This window comes from Kocuria sp. KD4 (assembly GCF_011769905.1).
Lineage (GTDB): Bacteria > Actinomycetota > Actinomycetes > Actinomycetales > Micrococcaceae > Kocuria > Kocuria marina.
In genome coordinates this window covers 1,262,991-1,278,409 of sequence record NZ_CP050449.1, presented here as the reverse complement: position 1 = coordinate 1,278,409, position 15,419 = coordinate 1,262,991, and the positions used below count along the sequence as shown (strand labels likewise).

General features: G+C 70.5%; 13 protein-coding genes. 2 read left to right on the top strand and 11 right to left on the bottom strand.

What is annotated here, in order from left to right:
* Positions 1-117: 117 nt before the first annotated feature.
* Positions 118-756 carry a vitamin K epoxide reductase family protein gene (locus tag HBK84_RS05875; RefSeq protein ID WP_240919118.1) on the top strand — a complete coding sequence of 213 codons (639 nt, stop codon included), beginning with the start codon at positions 118-120 and terminating at the stop codon, positions 754-756.
* A 20-nt stretch (positions 757-776) separates the two neighbouring features.
* Here HBK84_RS05875 and HBK84_RS12640 read toward each other — a convergent pair whose 3' ends face one another.
* The 6 genes from HBK84_RS12640 to nirD all read right to left on the bottom strand — a co-directional run bounded on the left by HBK84_RS12640 (position 777) and on the right by nirD (position 7,337).
* Positions 777-980, bottom strand: a complete 204-nt coding sequence (locus tag HBK84_RS12640; RefSeq protein ID WP_206069199.1) for a hypothetical protein — start codon at positions 978-980, stop codon at positions 777-779.
* Positions 981-996: 16 nt separating this feature from the next.
* Complete coding sequence (gene ndk / locus HBK84_RS05865; RefSeq protein WP_064846151.1) at positions 997-1,410, bottom strand: nucleoside-diphosphate kinase; 414 nt, start codon at positions 1,408-1,410, stop codon at positions 997-999.
* Between the two features lie 118 nt (positions 1,411-1,528).
* Positions 1,529-1,972, bottom strand: coding sequence for a DUF4233 domain-containing protein (locus HBK84_RS05860; protein WP_167318425.1), 444 nt, complete (start codon positions 1,970-1,972; stop codon positions 1,529-1,531).
* Between the two features lie 30 nt (positions 1,973-2,002).
* Positions 2,003-3,373 (bottom strand): folylpolyglutamate synthase/dihydrofolate synthase family protein, encoded by a 1,371-nt coding sequence (locus HBK84_RS05855; RefSeq protein WP_167318424.1) that lies wholly within the window; start codon positions 3,371-3,373, stop codon positions 2,003-2,005.
* A complete protein-coding gene (ileS, locus tag HBK84_RS05850; RefSeq protein WP_167318423.1) occupies positions 3,370-6,669 on the bottom strand; it encodes an isoleucine--tRNA ligase in 3,300 nt (1,099 codons plus the stop codon). The genes HBK84_RS05855 and ileS overlap by 4 nt, the downstream gene beginning before the upstream one ends.
* A 269-nt stretch (positions 6,670-6,938) precedes the next feature.
* Complete coding sequence (gene nirD, locus HBK84_RS05845) at positions 6,939-7,337, bottom strand: nitrite reductase small subunit NirD (protein ID WP_052160704.1); 399 nt, start codon at positions 7,335-7,337, stop codon at positions 6,939-6,941.
* 116 nt (positions 7,338-7,453) lie between these two features.
* Here nirD and nirB point away from each other — a divergent pair, with 116 nt between their 5' ends.
* Positions 7,454-10,108, top strand: coding sequence for a nitrite reductase large subunit NirB (gene nirB, locus HBK84_RS05840; RefSeq protein WP_085107788.1), 2,655 nt, complete (start codon positions 7,454-7,456; stop codon positions 10,106-10,108).
* Here the strand turns inward: nirB and cobA are convergent.
* From cobA to HBK84_RS05815, 5 genes are all read right to left on the bottom strand, one after another.
* Entirely contained in the window at positions 10,096-11,262 is a 1,167-nt protein-coding gene (gene cobA, locus HBK84_RS05835; protein ID WP_167318422.1) for a uroporphyrinogen-III C-methyltransferase, read from the bottom strand. The two genes, nirB and cobA, sit on opposite strands and share 13 nt — an antisense overlap.
* 89 nt (positions 11,263-11,351) lie before the next feature.
* The gene (locus HBK84_RS05830) at positions 11,352-12,383 is read right to left on the bottom strand and encodes a siderophore-interacting protein (protein ID WP_167318421.1); all 1,032 of its coding nucleotides are present in this window, start codon (positions 12,381-12,383) and stop codon (positions 11,352-11,354) included.
* The gene (locus HBK84_RS05825; RefSeq protein WP_167318420.1) at positions 12,380-13,273 is read right to left on the bottom strand and encodes an ABC transporter ATP-binding protein; all 894 of its coding nucleotides are present in this window, start codon (positions 13,271-13,273) and stop codon (positions 12,380-12,382) included. The genes HBK84_RS05830 and HBK84_RS05825 overlap by 4 nt, the downstream gene beginning before the upstream one ends.
* On the bottom strand, positions 13,270-14,340 hold the full coding sequence (locus tag HBK84_RS05820; protein WP_240919117.1) for an iron chelate uptake ABC transporter family permease subunit: 1,071 nt from the start codon (positions 14,338-14,340) through the stop codon (positions 13,270-13,272). Before HBK84_RS05820 ends, HBK84_RS05825 begins: the two co-directional genes overlap by 4 nt.
* Positions 14,337-15,341, bottom strand: coding sequence for an iron ABC transporter permease (locus tag HBK84_RS05815; protein ID WP_167318419.1), 1,005 nt, complete (start codon positions 15,339-15,341; stop codon positions 14,337-14,339). Before HBK84_RS05815 ends, HBK84_RS05820 begins: the two co-directional genes overlap by 4 nt.
* Positions 15,342-15,419: the final 78 nt, after the last annotated feature.

Below are 15,419 nucleotides of genomic sequence, written 5' to 3'. Positions count from 1 at the left end.
GACCACATTCCACCGGCCGGACCACAGCGCGTGTACGGGGTGTGTGCCGGCGTCACCCGCCGCCACGGGCGGCCCACGCCCGGTGGGTCGTCATGCGCATGGTCTACGATCGGGCGCGTGAGCCCAACTTCCGCGACCACCCCCCTGACCGACCGGACACCCGAGACGACTCCGGCGCACGTCACCCGTTCGGACCGCTCGTGGGCCGTGCTCGCGGTGATCTTCTCGATCGTGGGTTTCGCCGCATCGGCCGTGCTCGTGGCGGAACGGCTCGCGATCTACAAGGACGCGGGACACCGCACGAGCTGCGACATCAACGCGTGGCTCTCGTGCGGCACGGTCATGCGCACCCCGCAGGCGGAGCTCTTCGGCTTCCCCAACCCGTTCATCGGGATCGTGGCGTACGCCGTGGTGATCGCCGTGGCCATGGGCGTGCTCGCCGGCGCACGCTACGCCAGCTGGTTCTGGTGGTTGCTGTGGCTGGGGATCGCCGCCGGCTCGGTGTTCACCCTGTGGCTGTGGTGGCAGACCACTTTCCACATCAACGCCCTGTGCCTGTACTGCATGATCGTGTGGTGCGCCCAGACCCTGTTGCTCGCGCATACGACGGCGCGGATGCGCCGCGCCGGCCTGATCGGTTCCTCGCGTGGCACCGCCGCCGGCTCCGCCGCGTGGGCGTGGCTCCTGGGCATCGGGGTGCTCGTGATCGTCTTCGGGATCATCGCGGTGCGCTTCTCGACCGCGATCTTCGCCTGAGCCGTTCACCGACGCCGCGCTCAGACGGCGTGCGCCTCGAACACCATGATGGGGTGCGTGCCGTCGAATGGCGTCCGCTGCCAGTCGCCCCGAACCGCGTCGACCTCGAACCCGGCGCGCCGTAACTGATCGGTCAGGATGCCGCGGCCACGAAAGGCCTGGTCCGGCCCGTCGGGGTTGTCCCCGTCGTACAGGTCGACGATCCGCGGGTCGTAGTCGGTCATGGATCCCGCGTTCAGCTCAGCTGAACCAGATGCCGATCTCCCGCTCGGCGGACTCGGGCGAATCGGAGCCGTGCACGAGGTTCTTCTGCACCTTCTCGCCCCAGTCCCGACCCAAATCGCCGCGAATGGTACCGGGGGCGGCCGTGGTGGGCTCGGTGGCACCGGCGAGGCTGCGGAAGCCCTCGATGACCCGGTCCCCCTCGACCACGGCGGCCACGACGGGCCCGGAGAGCATGAACTCCACGAGCGGCTCGAAGAACGGCTTGCCCTGGTGCTCCTCGTAGTGCCGCTCGAGAATCTCGCGGGTCGCCGTCACGAGCTCGAGTTGCGCGAGCGTGTAGCCCTTGGCCTCGATGCGGGCCAGGATCTGCCCGGTCAGGCCGCGCTGGACGCCGTCCGGCTTCACGAGGACGAGGGTGCGTTGCGTCATGTGCTTCTCCTTGCTGTGGACCCACGCGGAGTCCTCGGTCGATCAGGTTCCGCTCCGAGCCTAACGGCCTGCGGTCCCCGCGCGGCAACGCCCGGGGACCGCGGCCGGGAGACGGTGATCACGTCAGGGGGTTCTCGGCCTCCCAACGGCGTTGTTCCTCCGCGCGCCGCACGTTCTCACGATCCATCGCGCCACCCTTGACCACGGCGTACCACCAGGCCAGGGCGCACAACACGCCGATCACGAACATCGAGGGCACGAGCACTCCCGTGGCGATGAGCACGACCTGCAGCACCCACCCGAGCGTGTACCCCCACGGCTTGCGCAGGAGGCCGCACGCCAGCAGGAACACCAGGGCGAGAACCACCGATCCGCCCATGAGCCACAGTTTCCCGGCCGTGCTCCAGTCCCGCGCCGTGAGTCCGAACGCCGCGAGGGCGGCGAAGAACACGATGAACGCCTCGATGGAGAGCACGCTCGAGGCGAACATCGTCTTGATCGAGCGTGGCTTCTTGGGTTGGCCAGGGCGCCATTCGCGCTGGGCCTTGGTCAGGCGGGCCATCGGGCTCCTTCCGTGGTCGGGGCGGCGGGCTCAGAGTCCGAGCAGCACACGGGCCTCACCCACCACGGTGATGGACCCGGTGACGAGCACCGCGCCGTCGAACTGCTCGCGGGCCGCGGCGTCCTGGATGGCCGCGGCGCACGCATCGTCCAGTCGCTCGCTCACGTGCACGGCGTCCTCGTCGAAGCCCATCTCCTCGGCGATCTCCGCGAGTTCCTCGGGTGCCACAGCGCGCGGGGACTGGGAGCGGGTGCACCACAGTTCGAGCTCGAACTCGTGGTACTCGTCCACGAGCACGCGCATCATCTCCGCAGCGTCCTTGTCTCGCAGCACGCCCACCACCAGGTTGAGCTTGGTGAACGTGAAGGCCTCGCGCACCGCGGTCGCCGAGGCCAGCAGACCGTGCGGGTTGTGGGCCGCATCCAGGATCACCGGCGGTGCCTTGCGGGCGAGCTCGAGCCGGCCCGGCGAGGAGACCGCACCCAGTCCCGTGGCCACGAGCTCGGGGTTCAGGGGCTTGTCCCCTCCCCCCACGAACGCCTCGACGGCGGCCACGGCCACCGCGGCGTTCTGGGCCTGATGGGCCCCGAACAGCGGCAACATGAGATCCGGGTACTCCCCCGCGAGCCCCTGCACGGTGATGACCTGGCCGCCCACCGCGGTGGAACGCCCGGTCACGGCGAACTCCACGCCCTCGAACCGGAACGGGTCACCGAGTTCCCGGGCCCGGTCCAGCAGGACCTGCGCGGCCTCGGGTTGCTGCGCCGCGCTCACGAGGAAGCCCTGGGGCTTGATGATCCCGGCCTTCTCCCGGGCGATCTGCCCCACGGTGTCCCCGAGCATGGTTGTGTGGTCCAGCCCGATCGGGGTCACCACGGACACCGCGGCGTCCGCCACATTGGTCGCGTCCCACGTGCCACCGATGCCGACTTCAAGGACCATGACGTCCACGGGTTCGTCCGCGAAGACCGCGAACGCCAGGACCGTAAGGGTCTCGAAGTACGTGAGGCGGGGAGCGCCGTCGGCCTCGAGCTGTCGGTCCACGAGCTCGAGGTACGGGGCAATCTCAGAGTAGATCCGCACGAACGTCTCGTCCGGGACGGGTTCGCCGTCGATGCTGATCCGTTCCGTGACGCGCTCGAGGTGCGGGCTCGTGTACCGGCCCACGCGCAGGTCGTGGGCGAGCAACAGCGACTCGATCATCCGGGCCGTGGACGTCTTGCCGTTGGTCCCGGTCACGTGCACCACGGGTGCGCTGCGGTGCGGATCCCCGAGCGCGGCGACCGCGGCGGCCACGGCGTCCAGTCGCGGCGCCATCCTGTCCTCCGGCGCCCGACTCAGCAGGTGCTGGTAGATATTCTCGACCGATGCGAAGTCCTCGTGCTCCTGGGCCCCGCTCACGCGTCGATCACCGCCACGGTCACGGACGGCTCGTCCGCTTCCAAGAGCTCGAGCTCGCGGGACAGGGTCTCGGACTGCACGAGCTCGCGGTTCGCGGCCACGGCGGCCACGGTCTGCGCGTCCGCGGCGACGCGGGTGCGGATCCGGTCCGAGACCTGCAGGTCCGCGTCCTTCCGGGCCTGCTGAATCGCACGGATCATGTCCCGCGCCACGCCCTCGGCGCGCAGTTCATCCGTTAGTTCGGTGTCCAGGACCAGGAACCCGCCGCCGGGCAGAACGGTCACGGCGCGCGCGGAGTCCGCCGCGGCGTCGTCAACGACCGTGACGAGTTCGTACTCGCCCTCCTGCAGGGGCACGGAGCCGGCGACGACGACGCCGTCCGCGGAGACCGACCAGTCACCGTTCTTGGTGGCCTTGATGACCTGCTGGACCTGCTTGCCCAGGCGCGGGCCCGCCGCGCGGGCGTTGACCTTTAACTCCTGGGAGATACCGTGGTCCGCGGCGCTGACCTGCTCCGAGTCCTCGAGCGTGACGGACCTGAGGTTCAACTCATCCGCGATGATCTCCTGGAACGTGCCCTCGAGGGCATGCGCCCCGGGCACGGCCACGGTCATGCCCGCGAGCGGTTGCCGCACGCGCAGGTTGTGGGTCTTGCGCAGACCGGACCCGGCCGAGCAGATGGCGCGCGTGCGCTCCATGGCCGTGAGTAGGGCCTCGTCCCGGGGGAACAGGGAGGCATCCGGCCAGTCGGTCAGGTGCACGGAGCGCCCACCCGTAAGACCGCGCCAGATCTCCTCCGTGACGAGCGGCAGCAGCGGGGCGGCCACGCGGCACACCGTCTCGAGGCACGTGTACAGCACGTCGAAGGCCTGGGTGTCCTCCTCGAAGAACCGCTCGCGGGAACGGCGCACGTACCAGTTGGTGAGGGTGTCCATGTAGGAGCGCAACCGCTCGGCACCGGCCCAGATGTCGTAGTCGTCGAACAACCGCTTGACGTCCGTGACGAGCGCGCCGGTCTCCGCGAGGATGTAGCGGTCCATCACGTGATCGGCGTCGTGGCGCAACTGGGCGTTGTAGCCCACTCCCCCGTTCGCGGCGTTCGTGTACAGACCGAAGAAGTGGTACACGTTCCACAGCGGCAACATCATCTGGCGCACGCCGTCGCGGATGCCCTGCTCGGTGACGATCAGGTTGCCGCCGCGCAGGATGGGCGAGGACATCAGGAACCAGCGCATGGCGTCCGAACCGTCCCGGTCCAGGACCTCGTTGACGTCCGGGTAGTTCTGCAGCGACTTGGACATCTTCTGCCCGTCCGAACCCAGCACGATCCCGTGGGAGATCACGTTGCGGAACGCGGGGCGGTCGAACAGCGCGGTGGCCAGGATGTGCAGCGTGTAGAACCAGCCGCGGGTCTGACCGATGTACTCCACGATGAAGTCACCCGGGTTGTGGGTCTCGAACCACTCCCGGTTCTCCATGGGGTAGTGCACCTGGGCGTACGGCATGGACCCGGAGTCGAACCACACGTCCAGCACCTCTGGCACGCGGCGCATCACGGACTCGCCCGTGGGGTCGTCCGGGTTGGGCCGGGTCAGGTCGTCGATCCACGGCCGGTGCAGGTCCACCTCGCCCTGGGCGTTGCGCGGAAGTCGGCCGAAGTCCCGCTCCAGCTCCGCGAGGGAACCGTAGACGTCCTGGCGCGGGTAATGGGGGTCGCTCGATTCCCACACCGGGATGGGTGAACCCCAGTAGCGATTGCGGGAGATGGACCAGTCACGGGCGTTCTCGAGCCACTTGCCGAACTGGCCGTCCTTGACGTTATCGGGGATCCAGTTGATCTGCTGGTTCAGCTCGACCATCCGGTCCTTGAACGCGGTCACGCTCACGAACCACGAGGACACCGCGCGGTAGATCAGGGGGTTACGGCAGCGCCAGCAGTGCGGGTACGAGTGCTCGTAGGAGGCCTCCCGCAGCAGCGCGCCGCGGGCTCGGAGGTCCCGGACCACGGTGCGGGCCACGTCCTTGTCGAACACGTTGTGCCCGGCGAGTTCCCCGAGCGGCGCGCCCTGCGCGAGGGACTCGTCCGTGAAGAAATCGTAGAACCGTCCGCTCTCGTCCACGGAGAGCACCACGGGGATGTCGTGGGCGGCGCACACCATCTGATCGTCCTCGCCGTACGCGGGGGCCTGGTGCACGATGCCCGTGCCGTCCGTGGTGGACACGTACTCGGCCACGAGGATCTGCCACGCGTTCTGCGTCCCGAAGCGCTCGGCGTCCGTGAAGTAGTCCCACAGCGGCCGATACCGGATCCCGCCCAGCTGCTCACCCTTGTAGTGGGCGGTGACGGCATCCGCGACGGCCGCGGCGTCGTCGTACCCGAACTCCTTGGCGTACCCGCCCGCGAGCTCCGCGGCCACGAGGAAGCGGCGCCCGGCCAGGTCGCCGACACCGGGGACCAGGACGTAGTCGATGTGCGGACCGACCGCGAGCGCCTCGTTAGTGGGCAGGGTCCAGGGGGTCGTGGTCCAGGCGATGGCCTCCGCGCCGGCGAGTTCGGCGGCCACGGCGGGATCGGTGGCCCACGAGGTGTCCTCGGAGAGCGTGAACGCCACGGTCACGGAGGGGTCCTGGCGGTTCTTGTAGACGTCGTCGTCCATGCGCAACTCGTGGTTGGACAGGGGCGTCTCGTCCTTCCAGCAGTACGGCAGCACGCGGTAGCCGGAGTAGACCAGGCCCTTGTCGTCCAGGGCCTTGAACGCGCCGATCACGGACTCCATGTAGTCCACGTTCAGGGTCTTGTAGTCGTTGTCGAAGTCCACCCAGCGGGCCTGGCGGGTCACGTAGTCCTGCCACTCGGACGCGTACTTCAACACGGAGGCGCGGCAGGCGTCGTTGAACTTGTCGATGCCCATGGCCTCGATGTCCTGCTTGTCGGTCATCCCGAGCTGCTTCATGGCCTCGAGTTCGGCCGGCAGTCCGTGGGTGTCCCACCCGAAGCGGCGCTCCACGCGCCGGCCCTGCTGCGTCTGGTAGCGGGCCACGAGGTCCTTGACGTAGCCGGTCAGCAAGTGGCCGTAGTGGGGCAGGCCGTTGGCGAAGGGCGGGCCGTCGTAGAACACGAACTCGTTGGACCCGTGGTCCCCGCGGTCGCGCTGGTCGATGCTCGCCTGGAAGGTGTGGTCCTGTTTCCAGTAATCCAAGACGCGCTCCTCGACCGCGGGGAAACGCGGCGCGGAGGGCACTCCGTGTGCGCTGGGGTCGGTGCTCGCCTTGGGATACACGAAGGATTCGGTCACGGTGCTCCATCCTGAGGGGTGTGTGGTTCAGGATGCGAGGACGCTCGGGCGCGCGGGGCGCCGGTGGCGCGGTACCACCTCGCTTACCCGCGGTGGCATCGGCACAGCCGACGACGCCGCGAGTCGCTCGTTGGGGGCTGTCACGGGCCCGAGTCGTCCGGTTCTACTGGGGCGCGGTGCCTGTTCTTCCGGAAGGGCTCCCCGGTGATGGCCGGATCGACACCCGTGCGCGCAGGGCGCACCCCGCCATGATACCCCGACGGGAGGGACTACTCGCCCTGCTCGCCGCCGCCCTGTTCGTCTCCCCCGGACACCACCACCAGGACCCGGCCGTCCTGCACGCGCACCGGGTGGACGGGCAGCGTGTACTCCGCGCCGGACACGCACCGCCCGGTCGCGAGGTCGTAGGTCTCCTTGTACAGGGGTGAGGCCACCGTGTGGTACTGCCCCGTGCGCCCCACGATCCCCCGGGCCATCACGAGCGCCCGGGAGCGGGGGTCCCGGTGGTCGGTCGCGAACACGAGGTCGTCATGGGTGCGGAACACCGCGATCTCGCGTCCACCCACGAGGGCTGCCTCACCCCAGTTGACCTCGAGGTCCTCGACGCCGCACACGTCCGTCCACTCGGCATTCACGGACTCGGCGGTGGGATGTGACGAATCGTTCATCGGGGGCCTCCTGCCGGGGGGCTGACATGCCGGGAATTACGTATTTTCCCGGCTAATATTAGCAGTGCCGTGCCCCGTACGGTCGCGGCGCAACCGATCGCCCGACGGAGGTCCCCATGGCAGCGCACGAGACACCCACCGCCCCCGGCACACCCCGCACGATCCTCGTCCTGGGAGGTGGCCCGGCGGCGTTCCGCCTGGTCCGTGCGCTTGCCGAGCGCAGCGGTCCCGCGGACCGGATCCGAGTGCTCATGGACGAGCCGTACGACCCGTATGACCGGGTCGCGCTCGAGCAGTTGTTCGCCGAGCCGGACAAGGACCTGACCCTCGGGGACGGGAGCCTGTGGAATGAACCGGCCATCGAGTTGCTCACCAACACCCGCGCCGCGCGCGTGGACCGCGACCGTCGCGTCGTGACCGATCAGGGGGGCACCGAGCATCCCTACGACGAGCTCGTGTTCGCCACGGGGTCCCGCGCGGCGGTCATCCCCATCCCGGGCTCACAGCACGCGCACGTCTTCCGCACGGTCGACGACGTCCGCACCATGGTCTCGGAGGCCGCCCGTTTGCAGGAGCGGCTCGGGAGGCGACCGCGCGCCGTCGTCGTGGGCGGCGGCCTGCTGGGGCTCGAGGCGGCCGAGGGCCTGCAGCGCGTGGGAGCGGACCCCGTGATCCTGGACGTGGCCTCGTGGTTGCTGTCCGTGGAACTGGACCAGGCCGGCGGATACGCGGTCAACGAGGCGATCCGCGCCACGGGGATCGAGGTGGAGTGCGGTGCGTTCATCTCCTCCGTGAACTCGGACAACACCGGGGAAGTCGTTTCCGTCTCCCTCGCGCAGTCCCTGGGTGACGAGTCCGCGGCGCGCACGCTTCCCGCGGACATGGTCGTGATGGCCGCCGGCATCCGCCCGAACGACGAACTCGCGAAGGCCGCGGGCCTGCGCCTGGGCGAGCGCGGCGGCATCCTCGTGGACGATCACTGCCGCACGGCGGACCCGCACGTATGGGCCATCGGCGAGGTCGCCAACATCCTGGGCCGTACGTGGGGCCTCGTGGCGCCGGCGAACGCGATGGCCGAGGCCACCGCGCGCAATCTCACGGGCGGGGACGCGGAGGTCGCGGAGTTCGACGTCGCGACCAAGCTGAAGTTCTCCGGGGTGGAGGTCGCGGGATTCGGCGACCGGCTCGGCCGCACCCCCGGCAGCCTCGAGGTGCTCTATGCGGACCCGGCGCGCGGGATGTACCAGAAGGTCGTGGTCTCGCAGGACGCCAAGACCCTGCTCGGTGGGGTGTTCGTGGGGGACGCCTCCCCGTTCGACTCCTTGAAGCCCCTGCTCGGGCGCGAACTGCCCGCCGAGCCCGGCGCGTACCTCAGCGCGGCCGGCGGCGACGGCGTCCCGGACACCGAGCTGCCCGGGGACGCGATCCTGTGCTCATGCAACAACGTGGACTTCGCCACGGTGCGTGCCGCGGTGGACGACGGCGCCCACGACGTCGCGTCGTTGAAGGCCTGCACCACGGCCGGGACGCAGTGCGGCTCGTGCGTACCCATGCTGCAGAAGACGCTGGAGCAGCGCATGAAGGCCATGGGGCTCACGGTTTCCAAGGCCCTGTGCGAGCACTTCCCCATGTCCCGGCCCGAGCTCTACGAAGCGGTGCGCTCCACGGCGCTCGAGGACTTCGAGTCCGTGCTCGCCCGCTTCGGCACGGGCGAGGACGGTTGCGCGCTGTGCAAGCCGGCGGTCGCGTCCATCCTGCACTCGCAGGTCCACGCGTACTCGCTCGACGGCGGCCGAGGGACCCTGCAGGACACCAACGACCGCAACATGGCCAACATGCAGAAGGACGGCACCTACTCCGTGATCCCGCGCATCCCCGGGGGCGAGATCACTCCCGAGAAGCTGGGCGTGCTGGCCCGGGTGGGCCAGGAGTACGGGCTGTACACCAAGATCACGGGTGCCCAGCGCATCGGGCTCTACGGGGCCCGCCTGGAGCAGCTGCCGACGATCTGGAAGGAACTCGTGGACGCCGGTTTCGAGTCCGGTTCCGCGTACGGCAAGGCGCTGCGCAACGTGAAGTCGTGCATCGGCAGTTCGTGGTGCCGCTTCGGTGTGCAGGACTCGGTGGCGCTCGCCGTGGACCTGGAGAACCGCTACCGCGGGCTGCGCTCACCCCACAAGTTCAAGTTCGGGGTCTCGGGCTGCAGCCGCGAGTGCGCCGAGGCCCAGGGCAAGGACGTGGGTGTGATCGCCACCACCAACGGCTGGAACCTGTTCCTGGGAGGCAACGGTGGCTCGAACCCCGCCCACGGCCGCCTGTTCGCGAAGGACCTCACGCGCGAGCAGGTGTTCCGGTACATCGACCGCTACCTCATGTACTACATCCGCACGGCGGACAAGCTCCAGCGCACCGCCCGCTGGTTGGAGGACCTGGACGAGCGGTACGGGGACGGGATGCAGCACGTGCGGGACGTGATCCAGCACGACTCCCTGGGCATCTGCGCGGACCTAGAGGCGGAGGTGGCCCGCCACATCGACGCGTACGAGGACGAGTGGGCTGCGACCCTCGCGGACCCCGATCGCCTGCGCCGCTTCCGCGCGTTCGTGAACCACCCCGAGAGTGCGCCGGAGGACGTGAACGCGCGCATGTACGTGCTTGAGCGCGAACAGATCCGCCCGGCCACCCCCGAGGAGATCGCCCGGTCCGAGGCCGGTGAGGGGCACAAGCTGTTGGTGTCCGGGGCGAGGATCCCGGTGGGTCAGCCCTCCTGAGCCGACTCCTGGGGGCCGGGGATCGCGGATGACTCGTGCGCGAGCGCGGCGACCCGACCCACCACGATCACCGCGGGAGCAGTGACCTCGCGCGCGCGGGCCACGCGGGCGATTGTGTCCAGCTGCGCCACGGTCGTGCGCTGGGTTGGGGTCCAGCCCCGCTCCACGACCGCGACCGGGGTGTCTGCGGGGTAGCCCGCGGCCATGAGCAGCTCGGCGTTACGTTCGAGACCCCGCACGCCCATCATGAGGATCAGGGTGTGCCCGTCCCGGTACGGCACGTGACGCAAGTGCTGGTGTGCAGTGATCACGGTGAACCCGTGGGTCATGTCCCGGTGGGTCACGGGGATCCCCGCCGCGGCGGGGACGGAGATCGCCGAGGTCACACCCGGCACCACTTGGGTGGCCACACCATGGGCCCGGCAGAACTCGACTTCCTCGCCACCGCGGCCGAACACGTACGGGTCCCCACCCTTGAGCCGCACGACCCGCAGTCCGAGTTTCGCCTGCTCCACGAGGGTCTCGTTGATCCGGTCCTGCGTGTACTTGTGGTACCCGGCGCGCTTGCCCACGTCGATGATGCGGGCGTGCCGGGCGAGCTCTGGTAGGAGGTCCGTGGGGCCGAGCCGGTCCGCGACGATCACGTCCGCGTCCGCCAACAGTTGCCGTCCGCGCACCGTGAGCAGTCCGGGGTCGCCGGGTCCTCCGCCCACCAGCGCCACTGTCCCGGGTTCCTGAGTGACCGGGGCCTGAAAGACCCGATCCTGAGCAACCCGTGTTTCGGTAACCGGCACCTGAGTGACCGGTGCCCGAGTGTCGGCTGCGCGATCGGGCCCGGGCGCGGCGTCGTCCGCGACGCACAGGACCCGACGCTCTTCCGCCGCGAGCGCCACCCGCTCCCGTTCCCCGGAGTCCGAGACGTGGAGGAAGACGAGCCACGCGCCGCCGAGGTCGTCGGGGCGGAACGCGCGCTCGTGCCACGTGAGACCGGGTGAGCTCGTGAGGTCCCGCAACGTGTCATGCAGATCAGGTGCCACGAGGTCCACGAGGGCGCCCTCGGCGAGCAGGGACCGCGTCCGACGCGCGGCGTCCGGTCCCCCACCGACCACCAGCACGGCGCGTCCGGCGAGGTTCAGCCCCAGGGGGTAGGTCATGGTCGGGAGCTCTCCTCGGGTGCGGGCGGATCATCGCCATGCTACGCCGCGGGCCGCCTCTCCTGACCTCGGACGTCACATCCGCGGGGTCACTCCGTGGCCGCTCCCTGTTTCCAGTAGCCCATGAACGAGATGTCCGTCTTGGGCACTCCCCCGCTCACGCACATCCGGCGCAGCGACTTGACCGTGGCGGATTCCGCCGCGAAGAACCAGTAGGTACCGCGGCCCTCCGGGCGGGCGACGTCCCATACGAAGTCCGACTCCTCCGACGGGGCGGCCTCGGGCTCGCCATGACCGACCTCCCAGTAGCGGCGGGCGCGCTCGGACAACCGGTGCCACAGCCATAGCTCCAGGTCTAGTCCGCGCGGGCGTCCCCGCCGGGGCAGCCACGTCCAGTGCAGTTCGGTGCCGCCGCGCAGCGTCACGGTCAGGGTGTGCCCGTCGGACGACGTCGCCCGGGCGAGGGCGCGCGGGCCGGCCGCGGCCACGGCGTCGTCCTCGGAAGGAACCTCCACCGCGATCGTCACGCTGCGGGGCGGGGCGGAAGGGGCAGGCGCACCCACGTGCACCCCCCGCTCGATGCCGTCGATGATCGCGGCGAGCGCGGGCAGGGCAGTCTCGTCCCCAGCGAGCACGACGTCCTGGTCCGCCGCACGCCGTTCGTCCCACGCGGCCCACCAGGGGGACCCGCCCGAGGGCACGAGCAGCTGCACGTCCTGACCCTCGCGCACGGTGTCACCCCACGCGGCCCCGGGGCCCATCCCATGCTCGGGGTCGTCGTGGAGCACCACGTCGATGGCCAGCTCCGGGACCGTGTGCCCGGCCAGCTCCACCTCGGCCGCATCGCGCACCGTGTACGTGCGCAGCCAACCCCGGCGTTCGGGCGGGGCGGCCATGAACTCGCGCCGCCACCGGGTCATGTCGCTCACGTCCACCGCCACGGTGGCCCCGGGGGTGGGTGGGATCAGTACCTTGAGGTAGGCGTCCGTACGGGGGCCCGGTCCCTGGTCACCCCACGGCATGATCCGCAATTCCTGCCCCGCCACACGTACGCGCACGAGGTGTTCGCTGAGCTTCGTGCGTCCCGTGACGGTGGCCGTCACACATGCGAGTTCCGTCATGGCAGTACCTCCTCGGGTGATCTTGGAGTGCTCGGCGGGGTGTTCGCCGGTCCCGTCCACGGGATCACGAGCCGGGCGTCCGTGGGTGCGTCGTGGAGCACCCGCGCGGACATGTCGAAGACGTCGCTGACCACCTCATCGGTCATGACCTGCTCGGCCGAACCGGTCGCGGCGACCGCCCCGTCCTTGAGTGCCACGAGCACGTCCGCGTACCGCGCCGCGAGCGAGAGTTCATGCAGCACCATGACCAGGGTGATCCCTCGGGAGCGCTGCAGTGCGGTGAGGATGTCCAGGATCTCGGCCTGGCGCGCGATGTCCAGATACGTCGTGGGTTCGTCGAGCAACAGTACGTCCGTGTGCTGCGCGAGCGCGAGGGCGATCCACACGCGTTGGCGTTGACCACCGGACAAGTCCCCCACGCGGCGTTCGAGCAGCTCCCCCAACCCGGTGAGTTCGACCGCTTCCGCCACGGCGTCGTCGTCCTGGGCACGCCACCGTCCGAAGGCGCCACGGTACGGGTGCCGTCCGCGCGCCACGAGCTCCTGCACGGTCACGCCCTCGGGTGCCACGGGGTCCTGTGGGAGGAAACCCACGGTGCGCGCGAACCGGGTGCGGTGCCACCGACTCACGTCCGCCCCGCCCACGAGGATCTCTCCGGCGGACGGGGTGAGCTGGCGCGCGCACGCCTTGAGCAGCGTGGACTTCCCGCAACCGTTGGCCCCCACGAGCGCGGTCACGGCCCCCGCGGGGAACCTCACGTTCACGTCCCGCAGCACCGGCGTCTCGCCGTAGCCCGCGGTCAGCCCACGCACCGCGAGCTCGGACGACGACGCCGCGTCCTCGCCTTGCTCGGTCCCCCCGGCCCGGTTCGGATCGGTCCTGGACGTCATGCTTCCGCCTTTCCTCGCCCGATCAACAACCACAGCAGCACGGGCGCGCCGGCCGCCGCGGTGACCACACCCACGGGCAGGGCCAGCCCGGGGATCGTCTCCGCGGCCACGTAGTCTGAGACCACCATGAGCACCGCGCCCACGAGCGCGGCGTGCCGGGCGTGACCCGCACCGCCACCCAGCCCCCTCGCAATGGGTGCGGCCATGAACGACACGAACGCCACGGGCCCCACGGCGGAGGCCGCCACGGCCACGAGCACCACGGCGAGCCCGAGGGCCGCGAGCCGCGTGGCCCGCACGTGCACCCCGAGCCCGGCGGCCAGGGGATCCCCCGCGCCGAGCGTGTCCACCGCGGGCGCCAAAACCGCGCACACGGGCAGCAGGATCGCGAGGCAGATCCCCACCTGTGCGATGTCCACCCACCGGGCAGCGTTGAGTGAACCCGTGAGCCACTGCATCGCGTCCTGGGCGGCATAGATGTCCGCGCGGGTCAGCACCGCGTTGATCGCCGCGGCGGTCAGTGCTCCCGCCGCGACGCCGGTCAGCACGAGTTTGCCGATGTTGGCCCTCGTGCCCCCGGCGGCCAGGACCACCGCGACCATGAGGCCGAAACCACCCGCGAGAGAACTGAGTGTCACCGCGACGCCAGAGAGCCCGCCCAGCGTGATGGCCGCGACCGCGCCGAGCCCGGCCCCGGAGGAGACACCCATGATGTCCGGGGAGGCCAGGGGGTTGCGCAGCACGCGCTGGAACAGGTGACCGGCGATCCCGAAGGCGATCCCCGTGAGGATCCCGAGCACCGTGCGCGGCAGAGTGATGTCCCACACGATGTACGCGGCGGGGCCGGAGTAGTCGTGGGTGAGCACGGCGACCAGGTCGGGCACGGCCACGACATACTTGCCCAGTGCGATCCGCGCGAAGGAGGCGAGGACCAGGACGAGCACGAGCAGCGCCGTGACCCGGCGGGTGCGGCGTCGGGAGCGGGAGCGTCCCGCGCGCACGGTGGCCACGGTCGCGGGGGCGGGCAGCGACGTCGTCCTGGGAAAAGGGGAAACGGCGGGACTCACGCGGCCACCACTCCCCTGCGTCGGATCACGACCACGAGCGCGGGGGCACCGATCACCACGAGCGCGATCCCCACCTGGATCTCCCGGTCCGGGACGAGCACGCGCGCCACGACGTCCGCGAGCAGGACGATGAACGGGCCCGCGAGCAGGCACGCCGGAACGACCCTGCGGTAGGAGATGCCCACCAGCGAACGCACCGCGTGGGGTACGAGCAGTCCGCAGAACACTAGCGGGCCCACGAGTGCGGTGGAGGTGCCCGAGAGCAGCACCACGGCCAGGCCCGCGAGGCCGCGCACGAGCGCCGGGTTCACCCCGAGTCCGCGACCCAGAGCTTCGCCCAGGGTCAGGGTGTCCAGGGAACGGGCCAGCGTCCACCCGAGCAGCAGGGCCACGAGAATCACGGGGCTCGCGAGCAGCAGGAACGTGCCGTCCGGCCGGGTCAGTTCACCGACCTGCCAGCGCCGGAACGTGTCGAACGTGGCCTGGTTGCTCAACAGCACCGCGCTCGTCAGCGCCGTGAGACCCGCGGAGACCGCCGCCCCCGTGAGGGCCAGGGTCACCGGACGCGCCCCGCCCCGGGCCGCGGAGGCCAGCGCGTACACGGCGGCCACGGCCACGGCGGAGCCCAGCGCCGCGAGCCACAACTGGTGCGTGACGCCGGTCAGACCCAGGAACGCGCCGCCGGCCACGACCGCGAACGCGGCCCCGGCCGTCAGCCCCAGGATGCCCGGATCGCCCAGGGGGTTGCGCGTGGCACCCTGTAGCAACGCCCCGGCCACGGCGAGCGCGGCCCCGGTGAGCAGGCCCGCCCCGGTGCGCCACACGCGGGACTCGACCACGGCGCCGTCGAGCGCGGGAACCCCCGGGACGGCCCCCGGGTCACCCGAGAACACGTGCGGGACCACGTGCCACGTGACACCCAGCCCGATGGGCCGGGACCCGTACGAGATCGAGAGGAACACGGCCACGAGCAGCAGTGCCGCCATGGCGAGCCAGGACATACCCCGACCCCGCGCGCGCCCGCGCGGGGCGGACGGCGCGGCGTCGGGGCGGGCGAATGTGGAACTGCCGGGCACGAA